At 26.3% G+C, this 17,461-nt stretch carries 15 protein-coding genes and 1 pseudogene; 2 read left to right on the forward strand and 14 right to left on the reverse strand.

Annotated features, from left to right (window positions below):
- Window positions 1–49: 49 nt before the first annotated feature.
- The 9 genes from galU to Q0V24_RS11010 all read right to left on the reverse strand — a co-directional run bounded on the left by galU (window position 50) and on the right by Q0V24_RS11010 (window position 9,162).
- The gene (gene galU / locus Q0V24_RS10970) at window positions 50–922 is read right to left on the reverse strand and encodes a UTP--glucose-1-phosphate uridylyltransferase GalU (protein WP_297521419.1); all 873 of its coding nucleotides are present in this window, start codon (window positions 920–922) and stop codon (window positions 50–52) included.
- A gap of 54 nt (window positions 923–976) precedes the next feature.
- The gene (locus Q0V24_RS10975; RefSeq protein WP_297521421.1) at window positions 977–2,071 is read right to left on the reverse strand and encodes an LCP family protein; all 1,095 of its coding nucleotides are present in this window, start codon (window positions 2,069–2,071) and stop codon (window positions 977–979) included.
- Window positions 2,072–2,225: 154 nt separating this feature from the next.
- Complete coding sequence (locus Q0V24_RS10980; protein WP_297521422.1) at window positions 2,226–3,743, reverse strand: O-unit flippase; 1,518 nt, start codon at window positions 3,741–3,743, stop codon at window positions 2,226–2,228.
- A 5-nt stretch (window positions 3,744–3,748) separates the two neighbouring features.
- Entirely contained in the window at window positions 3,749–4,780 is a 1,032-nt protein-coding gene (locus Q0V24_RS10985; RefSeq protein ID WP_297521423.1) for a glycosyltransferase, read from the reverse strand.
- A 32-nt stretch (window positions 4,781–4,812) separates the two neighbouring features.
- On the reverse strand, window positions 4,813–5,625 hold the full coding sequence (locus Q0V24_RS10990; RefSeq protein WP_297521424.1) for a glycosyltransferase: 813 nt from the start codon (window positions 5,623–5,625) through the stop codon (window positions 4,813–4,815).
- A 35-nt stretch (window positions 5,626–5,660) separates the two neighbouring features.
- Window positions 5,661–6,461 (reverse strand): hypothetical protein, encoded by an 801-nt coding sequence (locus tag Q0V24_RS10995; protein ID WP_297521425.1) that lies wholly within the window; start codon window positions 6,459–6,461, stop codon window positions 5,661–5,663.
- 3 nt (window positions 6,462–6,464) lie between these two features.
- Window positions 6,465–7,115, reverse strand: coding sequence for a haloacid dehalogenase-like hydrolase (locus Q0V24_RS11000; RefSeq protein WP_297521426.1), 651 nt, complete (start codon window positions 7,113–7,115; stop codon window positions 6,465–6,467).
- A complete protein-coding gene (locus tag Q0V24_RS11005; RefSeq protein ID WP_297521427.1) occupies window positions 7,108–8,289 on the reverse strand; it encodes a glycosyltransferase in 1,182 nt (393 codons plus the stop codon). Before Q0V24_RS11005 ends, Q0V24_RS11000 begins: the two co-directional genes overlap by 8 nt.
- Window positions 8,290–8,532: 243 nt before the next feature.
- Entirely contained in the window at window positions 8,533–9,162 is a 630-nt protein-coding gene (locus Q0V24_RS11010) for a sugar transferase (protein ID WP_297521428.1), read from the reverse strand.
- 1,010 nt (window positions 9,163–10,172) lie between these two features.
- On the opposite strand from Q0V24_RS11010, the gene Q0V24_RS11015 reads away from it, so the two are divergent.
- Window positions 10,173–11,300, forward strand: coding sequence for a hypothetical protein (locus tag Q0V24_RS11015; RefSeq protein WP_297521429.1), 1,128 nt, complete (start codon window positions 10,173–10,175; stop codon window positions 11,298–11,300).
- A 77-nt stretch (window positions 11,301–11,377) separates the two neighbouring features.
- Here Q0V24_RS11015 and Q0V24_RS11020 read toward each other — a convergent pair whose 3' ends face one another.
- The 4 genes and pseudogenes from Q0V24_RS11020 to Q0V24_RS11035 form a co-directional block, all read right to left on the reverse strand.
- The gene (locus Q0V24_RS11020; protein WP_297521430.1) at window positions 11,378–11,983 is read right to left on the reverse strand and encodes a sortase; all 606 of its coding nucleotides are present in this window, start codon (window positions 11,981–11,983) and stop codon (window positions 11,378–11,380) included.
- Between the two features lie 157 nt (window positions 11,984–12,140).
- Window positions 12,141–12,272: pseudogene (locus Q0V24_RS11025) on the reverse strand (RNA-guided endonuclease TnpB family protein); the annotation flags it as partial.
- Window positions 12,273–12,377: 105 nt separating this feature from the next.
- Window positions 12,378–12,830, reverse strand: coding sequence for a hypothetical protein (locus tag Q0V24_RS11030; RefSeq protein WP_297521432.1), 453 nt, complete (start codon window positions 12,828–12,830; stop codon window positions 12,378–12,380).
- A gap of 25 nt (window positions 12,831–12,855) precedes the next feature.
- A complete protein-coding gene (locus tag Q0V24_RS11035) occupies window positions 12,856–13,818 on the reverse strand; it encodes a hypothetical protein (RefSeq protein ID WP_297521434.1) in 963 nt (320 codons plus the stop codon).
- A 1,091-nt stretch (window positions 13,819–14,909) separates the two neighbouring features.
- Here Q0V24_RS11035 and Q0V24_RS11040 point away from each other — a divergent pair.
- Complete coding sequence (locus tag Q0V24_RS11040) at window positions 14,910–16,304, forward strand: O-antigen ligase family protein (protein ID WP_297521436.1); 1,395 nt, start codon at window positions 14,910–14,912, stop codon at window positions 16,302–16,304.
- Between the two features lie 56 nt (window positions 16,305–16,360).
- Here Q0V24_RS11040 and Q0V24_RS11045 read toward each other — a convergent pair whose 3' ends face one another.
- The gene (locus Q0V24_RS11045) at window positions 16,361–17,458 is read right to left on the reverse strand and encodes an aminoglycoside phosphotransferase family protein (protein WP_297521438.1); all 1,098 of its coding nucleotides are present in this window, start codon (window positions 17,456–17,458) and stop codon (window positions 16,361–16,363) included.
- Window positions 17,459–17,461 lie beyond the last annotated feature (3 nt).

The following is a 17,461-nucleotide window of genomic DNA, read 5'->3' on the forward strand; positions in this document are numbered from 1 at the left end:
AAAAGCACATAGATAGCACCTTGCTATCTACATACTTATTATAACTTAATTATTTAACTACTGTTTTTAAATATTCGTTAAATTCTTCTTTAAGTTCCGGTCTTCTTAATGCATATTCTACTGTTGCTTTTAAGAAACCTAGCTTATCTCCAACATCATATCTTACACCCTCAAAGTTAAAAGCATACATAGCTTCTTGATTTATTAAAGTTAAAAGCGCGTCTGTTAATTGGATTTCTCCACCCTTACCAGGCTTTGTATTCTCTAATATTTCAAAAATTTTAGGTGTAATTATATATCTACCTAATATAGCAACATCTGTTGGTGCTTCATCTACTGGTGGCTTTTCTATAAGATTTCTAACCTTATAAACTCCATTTTCAACATGAACTCCATCAACTATTCCATATTTGTTTACATCTTCATGCGCAACTTGTTGAACTCCAAGTATACTTGTATTATATTCATTGAAACATTCAATTAGTTGTCCAAGACAAGGTTTTTCATCATTATAAACAATATCATCTCCAAGAAGAACTGCAAACGGCTCATTTCCAACAAATGTTTTTGCACATCCGATAGCATGACCAAGACCTTTTGGCTCTTTTTGTCTGATAAAATGAATATCAACCATATCTGAAATTTCTCTAACCATTTTTAAAAGCTCATCTTTTCCTGACTTCTCAAGTTGCATTTCAAGCTCTAATGATTTATCAAAGTGATCTTCGATACATTTCTTTCCTTTACCTGTGATTATAAGTATTTCTTCTATTCCTGAAGCTATAGCTTCTTCAATAATATACTGTATAGTTGGTTTATCAACTATTGGAAGCATTTCCTTTGGTTGTGCCTTTGTAGCTGGTAAAAATCTTGTTCCAAGACCTGCTGCTGGAATAATAGCTTTTCTTATTTTTTTATTCATTATAATAAACTCCTTATTTACGTCCTAATACTATTTTTAATATTTCTATTATAATTAAGTATCTAGGTCCTCATTTGGTAATGCTTTATTTTCAAATATAAAGTCATGCAATTGTTGATTTGTTTTTGCTTGATTAAATACAAGATACCATTGTCCACTAATCATTGACCCATGACTATCCTGATTTAATGGAAGTCTTGCTTGATTAATTGTTGCTGTTCCCATCTTTAATATCTTGGCTCCCATACTCATTATTTGTGAGTTGCTTAGATTTGTTTGAACTGTTGGCAATAATTGATCAACAAGTTCTGGCATTTCAGTCACATGCATTGCTTTAATCTTTGTGAATATTTGCTGCATCACAGCTCTTTGTCTATATGTTCTAGCATAATCTCCACCTGTACCATGTCTTATTCTAGTATATGACATAGCTTGTATTCCATTAAGCGTATGCTCTCCTGGAGTTACAATATACGGAACATTCTCATGGAACATTTGATTTAACTGCCCTTGTGGCGCCTTCATTGCATGAACTTCTGCTTGTGAAAGGTTTACAGTAATACCACCTAACATATTAACAAGTTTAGGTAAAGTTGTAAAGTTTTGTGTTACATAGTATTTTAAATTCATACCATAATTTTCATTTATTGTTTTAAGTGCAAGTTGTGGACCACCAAATGCATATGCTGCATTGATTTTATTCATTCCATAACCTGGTATATTTACATATGAGTCTCTCATTATTGATGTAAGTTTAAGTGTGTCATTATTAGAATCTATTGTCGCTATCATTATAGTATCTGATCTACCTGGTGTCCCCGTCGGTTCATCAACTCCAAAAATAACTACATTTGTAATTCCTGTAAACTTATCTAATTCAGCTTCAACTTGACTATTGATTCCTAAATCTTTAGGATTAAGTTCCACTCTATTTAAGTTATTAAGTGAATGTGTTACATATAAATATCCGCCACCTATAGAACCTATAAATAAAATCGCTATTATTGCTATAATAATCCCAGCAACTTTTCCTTTAGAGCTTTTCTTTTTGCGTCTTCTGTCATTTCTGTCATTTCTGTTGTCTCCACCATTATTATCTTCTGGTATCAGCCCATCAGGGAATGACTGCGTGTTATCTATATCGCTCATTTGACTTACTCTCCTTTTGTTTTTTGTTTGCCTACCACCCACCCTAAAACTCGAAATACCCCTACTTGCTATAATATCAAGCTTCAAATCAATCTAAATTACAAAAACAATAAAAAAACATTTCAAAATGATATATACTTTTACTTACTATCTTTTAATTCCCTCTTTTTAAAATTCTAAAAGCTAAATTTTTGAAAAATTGAAACTCTTCTGTTCTCCAAAATACTATTAAATAAAATATATTTATAACTAAAATATTGATAAAACAATTTATTATAAAGCTAAGGAAAGTAACATCTGCTTTTAAATAATAAGTTAAAGCCATTGTTAAAATTAATGGTATAATCCCTACTAAAATATATTTAAAGTACCGTGCAAAGTATTCATGTAAAGGTTTCTTGAAAACATATTTATAGACCACATATGGTTGTGTCCAAAATATGACTGTAAAATTACTTACTACAGTTCCAATTAAAACTCCTGCTAGCCCTATATAGCGTACTAAGATAAGAGAAATAACTAAATTTATCGCGCCCTCAAATAAAGGTGCAAATCTATCTCTATAAAACTCTCCACTTGCATTTTTAAATTGTTCTACCTGACCCCGAATCATTTGGAAATATAGATTTATAACTAATAATGCCACAATCTCCCAACTTAATGCAAATTGTTTCCCAAGCCATAGCTCAACAAATGATGTGAGTGTATTTACTAGAGTGATTGAAATAAATGAAGCAATCCAAAAATTAGCTAAAAATAACCGTTTATGTGTTTTATACGTATGTTCTTTATCATCATCTAATAATAAATTCCCAATACTAGCAGTTACTCCTACTACAGCTTGATTTACAATTCCTCCAAATGCATTAATAACAATTATATAGTTATTATATAATGTTACAGAGTTCAAACCTATAAATGCTGAAATTACTATATTATCAGTCCCAAATACTAAAACTGCACCTATTTTGTGAAGTGATATTCCTTTTATAGTTTTTACTAACTCTTTTTTCTCTTCACTATTGATTTTTCCTTTAGTTTTTCTTAACCAAGGATAGCTCCTATCAGTATAATAATTTATAAGTGCATAAAATATTATATTAATTATTATTTGTGCTATTAAGTAACCATAAAAACTTTTATATTTTTCCACTATAAATATTTGAGCAATGGCTATTAGAACTTTTGCACTTGTTAATGCTATTGAAATCTTATAACCCTCTTGTGCAACGTTTAGTATGCACTGCTTATATCCAAATAAATATATAATGACTGTATTAATTAAAAATAATATAAACCCAATTTTAATATATCCTGTATTTATACTGCCTTTAATAAACACATGTAAAAATGGAACTAAAATTATCCCAGCTACAAATATAAATAAAGCTGCTAATCTATAAAATTTTCTATAGTATTTTAAATATCCTACAACTTTCTCTTGATTATTCTCATCAAAAGGCTTATATAAAGAACAAATTATAGCTGTTCCAACTCCCATTTCAATAATTGTTAAATATCCTATTATATTGGTATATAAAGATGTTAATCCTGCTAAATCACTACCTAATACATCAATAAATACTTTCCTAACAATAAAGATAGGCAAAAAAGAAATAATAAATGTTACCATTCCTATTACTGAATTCATTAATGATTTTTTAAATCTCAAACCTACTACCTACTTTCGCCCCATTTTTTAGAGTAATATTTAATAACTAAAAAATAAAGTTTATATTTTAGACTAAGAACAACTAATTTATTAAGGCCATAATACTCATTAGAATTTAACTTTTTAATATATAAATCAAACTCTCTTCTTTTAAGCATTCTTCTTAATTCCTTGACCTTTTCACTAAAAGTCTTATCATTTTGAATCGCTATATTAACAGATATTGTGTACATATTAGTTATTTCTCTTAAAGCCCATGATTTTTTAGATTTTAAATTTGGTGTATCTAAAATTTCTAAAAACTTTTTATGCACTTTATCGATGTTATCCTCAAGACCTATTATATGTTTTTGAGTTGTAGATAAATCTGCTGTTTTTCTATTGTAAAAATAATAAATATCATTTGTTAAATAAACTGATTTACAAGCATCTAAATATTCTAGCACAAATACTAAATCCTCTGAATATTTCAGTTCTTTATCAAACTTTATATAATTGCTTTCTATAATTTCTTTTTTATATAGACATCTACAAACACTCCCCATGATAACTTCATTATAGCTACCATTTTCATTTATAGAAGATACCATTTTAATCATAATTTCATTTTTTATCGACTTATCTTCAAGCTTAATATTCGCAATATCAAATAACTTTTCTTCATTATGATCATCAAACTCACTAACATAAGAACACATAACCATATCTACAGATTCTTTCTCTAAAATCCCAATCATGCTACTATACATTTTATTATCAATTCTATCATCACAATCAAGAAAACCAATATACTTTCCTCTCGCTGCTTCAACTCCTATATTTCTTGCAGTACTAACTCCACTATTTTCTATATGTATAAATCTCACTCTTTTATCACTAATATCATAACCATCACATATAGCTTTTGTATCATCAGTTGACCCATCATTTACAATAATTACTTCAAGGTCTTTATCTGTTTGTTCTAAAATATTTTCAATGCATTTTTTTAAAAATTTCCCACCATTATAAACTGGAACTATAATTGACAGATTCATACTATCACCTCTTATTTGAATTTCCCCTAATATTATCCTCTTAACACCTTAAGATAAATAATTTCTCTTAAACTATTAGGAATTAATCTTATAACTGATCTTGCTATAATATTTTTGCAAAACTCAAAATTACTAATAAATTTAAGCTCTTTCATATTTTTTTGCATTTTATATTCTCTTTTAATATACTCTAATCCACCTCTTCTCCCAAACATACTTTTTCCAGTTCTAGCATATACTAAATCTTCTTGTATATTATACATTTTAGCTCCATTTAAAATCATTCTTACCCACAAATTATAATCTTCAAACCATAAGAAATCTTTATAATTTCCAGCTTTTAATACAGCTGACTTTTTGTACATAACAGTCATATGATTAAAAGGATTTCTTTTTTTAGCATAAGCTTTTATCATTTCATATGTAGATGGTACCTTTCTTTCTGATAATATATTATCTACACTTCCATCAAACTCTAAAATATTACTTCCTACTATATCTAAATCATTCTCTTTCATTCTAGTAAATTGCTTTTCAAACCTTGTTGGTAATGCAATATCATCAGTATCCATTCTTGCTATTATTTCATTTGAACATGCTTCTACACCATTTCTTAGAGCATTTCCAAGTCCTTTATTTTCTTCAAATACAATAAATTTAAAAAGCCCTGGATTTTCTTCATCATATTTATCTAATAAAGAATCAAGTTCCTTTGTTAATTTACCATCTTTTATACATACTATCTCATCAGCTTTTACAGTTTGCTGTAATATACTATCAATTGCTTCTTTTAAAAATACAGGTGATTCTTTAAAATACACCGACATTAAAACTGATATATTCATTTTTACCATTTCCTTCATCTTTAGATTTTTTGCTTTTAAGCTCTTTTAAATGATTTTTTTCCTAAATATCCTATTGCTATTAGTCCTCTATATACCAAATAATATATAGCTGAAACAATATATACTAATGAAATTCCTATTGTGAAATTTTGTATAAGAATAACTGCTAAAAGTATTATATAGTAAATTGCACGTAAAATATTTAAATTACTATTTCTTATAAAACTCAAATTTTTTATATTAAACTTTTTCTCTGCCGCTTTTTCTAATGTTCTTGGAATTGATATAATTAAAATAAACACTATGATTGTAGATACTACATTTGTATGTAAAACCATAAGTGGTGTTATATATCTTAGTGTACTTAAAACAAAAAAGCTACCTATTGATAATTTTCCTCTTACACTATTATGTATAAAATAAAAAACTTCTATAAGAATTAGGCCAATTATGTAATTGATAAAGTTCATTCCTAATACAAATGTTAATACTATACTTAAAATTGCTATTCCATATTTTATTATAAGAATTGGAATAATCTTCTTTTCTACATACTCTAGTTCCTCCCTTCTTAACCTTAATGTTGGATTTTTTTCTTTTTTAATTGTAAAAACATCATTTCTTATATATCCGATTTCATATATCGACATTGTACCTATTAAAGATATAATTATTGTTACTATAGTTAATAAAAAATTTGATTTATTATTATACGCAACAGTTACTGCATATAATAATACTGGAAATATAAATGTAAATAAATAAGCTACTTTTTTCCCCATTCCTTTTGTTCTTGTATAAAGAGTATAAAAGAATGGAATAATATATTTCGTCATTGGTTACTCCTCCACAAATATAAATTTTTCTTCTTTTTTACCGCTCCAAAAAGCTTTATTTTCTTTATTAATAACAATATAAGAGTTTTTTGTCTTTTTAACAAACTCATAATCTGTTATATTATCAGTGATCATAACTAAATCTTCGTAAGTTGCATATAAACTGCTGAACTCATTAAATTTTGTATATAAAATATCCTTGCTAACTCTACCTGTATATATTCCATCTAAAACTTCAGCTTCAGATGAGATATATGCATTTATTCCAAGTCTTTCTACTATTCTTTTAGCTATAAAACCATAAGAAGCTGAAATTATAACTACCTTGTAACTATTCTCTTTATATTCAGTTATAATCTTATGAACCTCTGATATTTTTCTTTCCTCTAAAAAATCATCAATAAACCCATCAACCAAATTGTCAATTTCTTTTGATGATTTACCCTTTAAAATTTTAGTTATTAACGCTCTACTCATATCATATTTAAAAATTTTATTACTTAGTTTATTAACTACTTTAAAACCAAAGTTCGAATTTTTTCTTTTCAACTTTTTATAGACATCATCTTTTGCAAATACATAACTAAAAAAATCTTGTGTAGTATTTGATTTATATAACGTATTGCAAAGGTCTACTGCTAAAATTTTATCCATTATTTTCTCCTAATAAATTATCTAATTCTTTCTTCCATATTTTTTTTATATTTTTATAATCAAAGTCTTTGCTTCTCTCTTTGACCTTTAGAGATAACTCATTGTATATCTCTTTATTATCTAGTAAATATTCAATCTTTTTAGCTAAAGCTTTTTCACTATCACTTACTTTTAAGTTATCAAGTAAATCAAAGTCACCAAAATTTTCAACTAATATTCCATATGTTTGAACATTATCATAATTGATTTCTTTTCCAAATAATTCAGGTGCAATTATCTCTCTTGGCCCCGAAATACAATCCGTTGAAATTACAGGAACTCCAAATGTCATCGCCTCAACTAAAGTCATCCCAAACCCCTCATATAATGATGTTCCTACATAAAGATTTGATTGCTTGATAAATTTATATGGATTTTTATTAAATCCAAGGAAAAGAACATTTTCAGCTATATTTAAATTTTTCACTAAATTCTTTAAATTCACCTCTAAAATGCCTTGCCCTATTAATAAGAGTTTTGCATTAGGTTTATTTTTAACCAATTCACTAAAAGCTCTTATCAAATGCCACTGTCCTTTTTGAATATTTACCCTTCCAATATTAACGATTATTTCACCATTTAAAATTTCTTCTGAAATCTCATCTATTTTCTCATTTCCCCTATCAATTATATTATCTAAAAGTTGAGGATTATAAATTGTTCTAACATTTTTCGCACCATATCTATCTACTAAACATTTTTCTCCAACTTTTGATACAGAAGCTATTAAATCAGCTTTTTTTATAATATACGGAAATAACTTTTGCATATAATTGGGGTAATCAATATCAATATTATTATGAATAGTTGTAATAATTTTTTCATTTTTTTTTGTTAAACAGTTTAATAAATCTGTCTTTGGTAAATGACTAATAACAACATCAAAATCATATTCCTTTTTCACTTTTTTTAATTTTGAATAAATCTCATAATCTTTAAATATCTTTCCAACTCCAGTACGTTGTTTTATATTTAAATCTATAATTGTACCTTCATGTTCAAAACTAACTCTATTTTCATATAATATTATGTAAACTTCATATCCAAGCTCCTTGTATATGATTGATAAATTAGCTGCAACCTTTTCTGCCCCACCATCCGATAATGATGGTATAATTATACCTATTTTTTTCATTTGTATCCGTCCTCCTACTTTATATAAAAATACTGCTACTAATATAACTTCATAGTAGTTTACCCACTAATTGCATAGTTTCTAAATCTAAAATGAAAAATTGCCAGAAAGATAAATAATTTATTTTATATACTTTTCTAACATATCTAATTTTTAATTTTTAACTTTGCATCATTTATATAAGTAAAAATATCCCGAACTAAAGTTATCCTTAACATTTCAAGTTATACGACACAGCATATACTATCTTGCACCACTTCCAGTTACTACTATACAAGCTGTCTGTAATATTATCTTAATATCTAAACCTAAATTAACATTTTCAATATAATATATATCCAAATCTAACTTTTCTTTAGGCATAACATCGTATCCCCCATGAACTTGAGCATATCCTGTTAGACCTGGCTTAATTAGCAATCTATCTCTAAAATTAGGAATATCCTTTTCAAATTCCTTATAAAAAATTTCTCGCTCTGGTCTTGGACCAATTATAGTCATATCACCCTTTAATATATTAAAAAATTGTGGAAGTTCATCTATTCTAGTTTTTCTTATAAATTTACCAACACTAGTAACCCTCGCATCATTTTTAGTTGCCCACTGTGCACCTTTTGATTCTGCATTAGAAACCATCGATCTAATCTTATAAATATTAAATTCCTTATTATTAAGGCCTACTCTTTTTTGCTTGTAAATAGGATTTCCTTTACTTTCTAACCTTACAATTGCACAAGTAATTGCTATTATAGGCAAAGTTATTACTAATCCAGCTATAGCTATTATTAAATCAACTACTCTTTTAAATAATAAATATCCACCTGAAACTTCTGCATTTAATGACCCATCTATGCCTTTTATCTTATGTTTCATATATTCCTCCAAATTTATCTCAATACTTTTCATATATATTATATTCAAGAGTATCTTAACCTTTAATTTCAATAAGTATAAAAAAACATTTATTTAAATTAAAAGTTACGAGTCTGCTCTTTAAACTGACTCTAAACCTTATTTACACCATCCTCCCATCCATATTTCAAGTATAAACATTTTCCTATATATTCAAACTAAAAGAGAACTATGTATAATAATCAACTTTCATCATTAACATATCTCTATCTTTATATAATATTCTGAAAAGCCTTCTAAAATATAGTCTCGTGATCTTTAAATTTAAACTATATTTTTATTAATATTTTGTTAATTAACTAAAATTTATTATAACATCTTTTTAATTCTAAAAAAAGAAAAAACATATTTTTGGAAGTTTTTGAAGTTATTTGTCAAATTTCTTCTGATTATCATCTTCAATTTTATAATATCTAATAAATCCCAAGTATAGATTATAATACTTTTTACTTCAATAATCTTTTAGAATGAAAGTATTTATGTTAATAGCATTCTAAAATATTTATTACATTCTATATTAAATGTCATTAATTTTATAAAAACCTTTAAATAATTAGATGAAATATTAATAATTCCTATTTTTTCTATTATTTTTATTTAAATTTTAATCAAATAATTTTAATCACTTGCTCTATAATTCAAACAATATTAAATTTCACATTATATTATAAGAAATAACTATTCCAAAGTAATTTAAAATAAAATACTATTTTTTGGTGACTAAAAATATAATATTCAAGTAAAATATGTTTAAAATTTAGAAATAAAACAAATTTTCAATTTCTTTTTGAATTTCTTTTTTTATTATGAATTTTATAAATTTTGAACTAAAAGATAATTAAATTTGTTTTTTTAATTGTATAAGTTTAAAAATTTTATTAATCTACGAAAAAAATAAAGAAATAAAAAAATAATATAAATATATGATATACTTTATTTTGAATAAAATTGATTAATGGAGGAAAGAACATATGATAAAGAAGTATATTTCTATATTAGCTATATTTTTTATGACTTTTAGTGTATACAATCCCATGATATTCCATATAGATGCTAAAATATTTTTAGGCATTAATGTAATATTGGGATTAGCATCTATTTATGCTGCTAGAAAAGATAATACATGGCTACTAAGAGTTATTTCAATAGGCATCGCAGGTATTCTATTCATAGTAACTAAGAATGGAATGTTCTTATATGGTGTTTTAGGAGTTTGTGCCGTATGTACAGATAGTGAAACAAGTTTTACAACAATAGCAAAAAGAATATTAACAATTGAGATTTTTTTCTTTGTGTTAATTCTAATATTAGATTTAATAGGAATGATTCATAGTAGGATTTACTACACATCAGGCAGAAGTCCTAGATATGACTTAGGATTTGGAAATCCTAATATAACAGCAATGAGAATGTTTGTCATTGCTATATGTGCTATGTATATTTATAAAAAAGAAAAATATAATAAATTTTTATTTATATTAGCAACAGTAGTATTTCCAGTAGTTATTTTATACATAACTTTTACAAGAACAGCTATTCTAACATATGGTATAACATATATAGCATTTTCTATTTATGATAAGAAATTTATGAGACCCTTAGGAAAGTTCAAGCAGTTAATACTTTTACTACCTGCATTTCTTTTAGGACTATCCACTATACTAGCAGTGTATTTTGGACATAATGCTTTTTTAAATAAGGTCCTTTCAAGAAGACCATCAATTTGGCACGATTTCTTTTATAAATTCCATTGTACACCAACATTCTTTGGAAGAAATAATCATATTGTAGCCATAATGCATCAAAATAACTACCCTCTAGACACTAGTTATATTTCATTACTAGCTATAGATGGAATACTAGTAACAATAATAGTCTTAGGTGGAATTACTCTATGTATGCATCTTATGTTGAAAAAGAAATTACTAGTTGATGTAATTTTCATTGCTGCATTCTTAATCTATGGATTTACAGAAACTATAATGACAAATCCTAGAAGAAATATAGCTCTTTACCTAGTATTTGGATATTTACTTTTCTACTATAGTAAAAAATTCAGGATCACTAAAAATTTCCGATTTGAAAGAGTACGAGATTAGTTAGACTATCTAATTAAATATTTTAAAAACAAAAAAAATATTGTAGCTACAACTAAAATTGTATCTACAATATTTTTTTATTGAATGATTTTTGCCTTTACAATAATTCTTTCTGTCGCACCTGGTGTACAAGTCACTAAAGTCATTGTAGCATCTTTTGTCTTTTCTAAAACAGATACATTATCTGGTTTAACTATAGTCTGTGAAGTTATTTCATACATATATTTTTCACCATTATAATCAACTATAATTTTTTCTCCATTTTTAACCTTACTTAAATCACTAAAAATATCTCCATAAATATTATCATGAGCTGCAAAGCATGTATTTCCTTTTTCACCCGGTTCTGCTGTATTATCAAAATGCCCTACCGCATACTTCATATCATCCCATGTAGTTCCTTCTACAATAGGTGCTTTAACCCCTATAGATGGAATTTCTATTATTCCAATGACATCTTTAGTTGTTGAATTACTCTCTAAATTATTTTGAGTATTTTTAATTTCTTTCTTTGATGTATCACTTACTATATTAGTTTTATTATTTTCTGAGTTAATATATTGTTGAATCATATCATTTTCTTGAACTTTAGTTTCATACTTAACATAAATACTTGTCCCTATTAATCCTCCCCCTATAAGCAATAATAATATAAGTACAGTATAAATTATTTTTCTTTTCATCAATCTTTCTATTACTCAAAATATGGACAAATATACCCATATCGATATTTTACTGTTTCCTAGCATCTTGCTTTACCAAAATTTGATATAATGCTCAACAGTCATAAATCCCCGTCTAGCCAACGGTACATATATAAATATCTATTTTACGTTATTATACCTTTGCTATTTGTTTTTGGATATTTTGTCTAGTAGCTTCTCCTTTTTCTTTATTTTTTCTAAATTTTAAACTTTCATATTTTCTTGAAAGAGTTCTTTGTTCTTTTTTTAGTTTTCTTTCTAATCTTTTTTATTAATCTTTTCTTCTTTAAACTCGTTATAGAATTCAATTTTATATTTTAAAAATAACAAAAAAGATAAAAGTATTTTAAAATACTCTTATCTTTTTCATCTATTATGCGTTGTTTGCTACTATTCTCACTACACTATTAATTTGCTTGAAATTCATTGTTATTGTTTCTGGTTTTCCATTAGCAGTTGCTGAAAATGTTACTGTTAGAACATCTCCATTTGTTTGTCTACCTAAAACACTTTCAAAATTATATGAATTATTATTTTGCATAAACTGGGCATAGTTCTCATTAGCTACATTTATAAGTTCACCATCAGAGTATGATGTTGTCCCTGCCACTTGTGTACCTTGTTGTTCTGCTTTCTGCTTCTCATATGCTAACTTTTGTGCTTCTTGTTCTTGTGCTTTTTGTTCTTTTACTGCTTGTGCTTTTTGTTCTTGAATTACCATAGCCTTATCTTTTGCTTCATGTGTTTTTTCAGTTTTGTATATCCCTACTGCTCCTACGACTATTAATAAACCCACTAATAATATTGTTTTTATTTTTCCATTCATAAAAAAACCTCCTAAATTTGAAACTTTAGTTTATTTTTGATAAAGGGCCATCACCTGACTCCGTGTTATACATTTCACCATTTGGTAAAACTAAAATCCAAGCTATATTGTTAGAATGACTATTCATGTAATTATATAATCTTACTAAATAACCCTTTTTCCCATCAATAGTTTGATTTTCAGTCACATCTGTTGACCAATTTTTTTGATTCATTCCTACATATTTATCTGTATAATATTTTTTAACTAAACTACTAGCCTCAGCTTTATTACTAATAATATCTTTACTTACATTTTTATTATCATTTACTGAATTTTCAGTAACACTTTTTTTAACCTCGGGCTTAACTCTTTCTTTAGAAGTTGCATCAATATCTTTTTTAATACTTACTACTTCTGGCATAACTTTTATCTTATTATCAATCGTGCTACTATGTGAAGCTATTTTATTATTACTAACTATATTACCACTTTGACTGTTATTATCAATTTTATTACTATTTTGATTGTTATCTACAACTTTATTACTATTTTGATTGTTATCTACAACTTTATTACTATTTTGATTATTATCTACAACTTTATTACTATTTTGATTGTTATCTACAACTTTATTACTACTTTCTTTATTATCTACAATTTTATTACTGTTTTTATTATCAGATTCACTCTCTGTATTGCTATTTTTTACACTTGTAGTATCAATCTTATTTGAACTATTTTCATTTTGATTTATAGTCTCATTTTTAGCATTAACTATTTTTGAATTATTATCAATTTTATTAATTGAAGCATTTGCACTATCTACCTCTTTATTTCCTACTATATCAATATCACTCTTTTTTGCACTCTTTACAGGAACTGTACTAACTATTTTAGTAGGAGTAGTATCTTTTACCGGTGTAGCTTTATGATTTGAATTGATCATATACCCTGCAAAGATACCACCTCCGACAAGTACAATTACAACTATAGCTATTTTTTTCATTTCTCCCTCTTCTTTCTTATATCTACTTTTATGTAGATTAAATGTCTAATCTTAACTGTCTATTTCATAGTTTAAAATCTAAAATATTATTCTAATTATATAAATATAATATAGAATTTATAGTTTTTAGAAAAGTCTTTTTAGTTAAATTTCAGATACGTATTTTTATCATTCTACAATTAAATACGTCTAAAATTTTTTAAATCCTCAAAAAATAGAAAGTAGTTTGAATATTTTCAAACTACTTTCCTCTAAAATATTTATTTTTAATATTTCTCAAAAAAAATAAAGTCTAACACACTACCATTAGACTTTAAAACTATCACACACATTTATTCTTTTTTCATTTCCGTTCTATTTATAGCTAATATATAAAATATTAATCCCCTACAGCTAATATTTTATGTACACGTAATTTTACATATTTAATTTTTGAAGTTCACTAAACACTTACTAACGTAACAAAACACTTTTTTGTACAATATGTATTATAAACAATATTTATTAACATTTAATTGTGAACATTTAAACATTTTGTGAACTTTTTCTATTTTTTCTCATTTTTTTTGACATTTTACATTCAAATTCACTCAAAAATTCTAAACCTCAATAACACAGAGATTTTTTCAACTTAAAACTTTAAATTTTAAGTTTTCCCTTAACTTTGAAATTCAATTCAAATATTTTGTCATTAATAGCTAAAACTAATTCGTTAATTTCCTGTCCCCCAACACTCCATTAACTATTTTTGTACCCCTAATTGTCTTTCACCAAGAAGACCTAGTCAGAATTTCGAATATCATTAGAATTTTCATCTCCCTCTGACACTTATAATTATATTGTATAAATTTTAATAAAGCATGTTCTAGACTTGAATAAATTATTAAATTTTCTGTTTTTTTGGATATTTTTATATTTTTCAACATTTTTTCTGCTAATTAAAGTAAACTTCTTCAAAAAAGTTGTTCACCTCATAAATGTTTCTCTATTTTTATCCCCCTATCTTCCAATATGTAATATTTTGTTATTTATGGTATTATATATTTATAAACAAGGGGGTGTTTACTATTTTTCAAAATGTTAAAAATTTTTTGAAAAGAGATTTTTCAAATTCTGAAATTATAAATTTTATTCTTTATTCAATGATTATGTTTATGCCTTTTATAGTAGTCAAAAGTATGAAACCTAATTATCTAATGGGCAAAGTTGTTTTTACTTATGTAATGGGTGTTCTACTTCTATTTCTACTAATAAAAGATAATATTAATTATTTAAAATCACTTTTTAAATTTAAAACTTCTTTCAAATCAATATCTTTTACTAAAGATAAGGTTAAAAATTTCTTCAAAAATAACTTAGAAGAAAAAGGTATTCTATTAATATTTATCTCTTATGCTATATTTTCACTAATTGGACCAGCTATTATGGTTTCTTTACTTGGAAATAAAAATAGATATGAAGGGCTTCTTATTTACGGAGTATATTTTATGTTATTTATAGCAGCAAAAAAATATATGAAAGTTAATAAAAAACTTATTGAAGTATCTTGTATACTTGCAACTTTGATGGCTATATTAACTATTTTTCAACTTCATGGAATTGACCCTATATATTCTTATCTAAGAAATGTAGATAAAGCTCATTCTGAATTTGGAACAATAGGTAATAGAAACTTCTTATCAACATATCTTTTATTATTCGAAGCTATAACTATGGGTGCTTTTATGTTTTTCAAAAATAAACGTTACCTTATATATAGCATAATAATATTTGGTGGTATTTTAAGTGGACAAACTAGAGGTGTTTGGATTGCTTTTATAGTAATGTCCTTTACCGGTTTACTATTCATAATCAAATCAAAACAACATTTAATAAGAATGTTTATAATTTTAATTTGCTTTACAGGAACTTTATTTGGTCTAAACTTTACAAGTAGTGGAGAAATTCTTGGTAGAATGAAAACTCTAACAACAGATATAGGAACAGTTGGTAGTGCTTTAGAAGATGCTACTACAAGCTCTGCATTAGATTCTATTGGTTCTGGTAGAGGTAAGATTTGGAGTATGACATTTAGATCTATAATGCAAAATCCTATTATAGGTACTGGTCCTGATACACTTCACCATAGACTTATGAGAGATTTAGAAGATGAAGTGTTATATATGATGATTACATCTAGTCAATATCCTGATAAAGCTCATAATGAGTACTTAGAATATACTGCTACTGGTGGTATATCAACACTTATAGGATACTTAGCCATTGTAATATCATTATTAGTTCACCTTATAAAGAAAAGAAAGAATGATATATCAAAAATATTTATATTAATTATAGTTGGATATTTAGCACAAGCCTTCTTTAATATAAGTGTAATTCAAGTAGCACCAATATATTGGATACTTCTTGGTCTTGCAACACAGCATTATAGAAGTGATTCTGGGATATTAAATGAAACTTCTACAGAAGAATTACTATTAAAATAATACACATAAAAGGCTGATATAAAAGATTTTAAATCTTTTATATCAGCCTTTAAATTTTATTTAGCTAAACATTCTTCCATATAGTCCATGTTTGCTTCCATTTCATATGCAAGTTTCAACTGATTTTTTGTTCTTTCAAGGTTATGTGTATCACTATTAACCTTAAAATAAGTATCTCCATTTAAATAATCAGTTAAAAATCTCATAGCAAGTTCCATTGTTATAAGTTTTGCTGAGAAAGGTATGTTCTCTACTTCATATGAGTTTAATGTATCCTCACACTCTTCCATTACACCCTCAACAAACTTTTTATATAAATTTAAATCTATTGTAACATCAGCAAGATTCGTTTCATCCTCAGTTGCTGTACTACAACCTGATCTTATAGCATCACCAAAATCATATAATGATAACCCTGACATAACAGTATCTAAGTCTATAACACAAATAGCCTTTCCTGTTTCATCATCTATCATAATATTGTTAAACTTAGTGTCATTATGAGTAACTCTAAGAGGTAATTTCCCTTCTTCTAATAACTCTGTAAGTTTACTTAAATCTTTTCTTCTATCCATAATAAACTTAATTTCATTCATAGCAAGTTTAACTCTATCTGCTACATCTTCTTCAATAGCTTTTTCAAAAGCTAAATATCTTACAGGTGTATTATGAAAATCTTTTATAACTTCAAATAATTCTGAAGGTTCAAAATCTGATAATTGTTTTTGGAACTTTCCAAGTGCTTTTCCAGCCTCATATATATGCACATCACTCTCTACTTTCATATATGTCTGAGCTTTTGATATAAATGGAAATGCTCTATAATAATTTCCTGACTCTGTTTCATAAAAAGCTTTTCCATCATTAGTCATGATTAAATTTAAAGTTTCCCTTGAAACATCTCCACCAACTTCTTTTATCTTACTTGCAATATGCTGTGTTACTTTAACCATATTATCCATAAGTCTTTTTGGCTCTGTAAAAACATGATGATTAATTCTTTGTACAATATACTTATTCTTTTTATCCCCATCCATAAAAGTAAGTATAAATGTATCATTAATATTTCCAACATGATGTTGCTTTTGTTTATGTAGTTTTCCCTCAAACTTAAAATTGCTCAAAATCTCTTCTAATAATGCATTACTTTCCATACA

Origin of the sequence: uncultured Clostridium sp. (assembly GCF_947039605.1) — a bacterium.
Taxonomy (GTDB): Bacteria; Bacillota; Clostridia; order Clostridiales; family Clostridiaceae; genus Sarcina.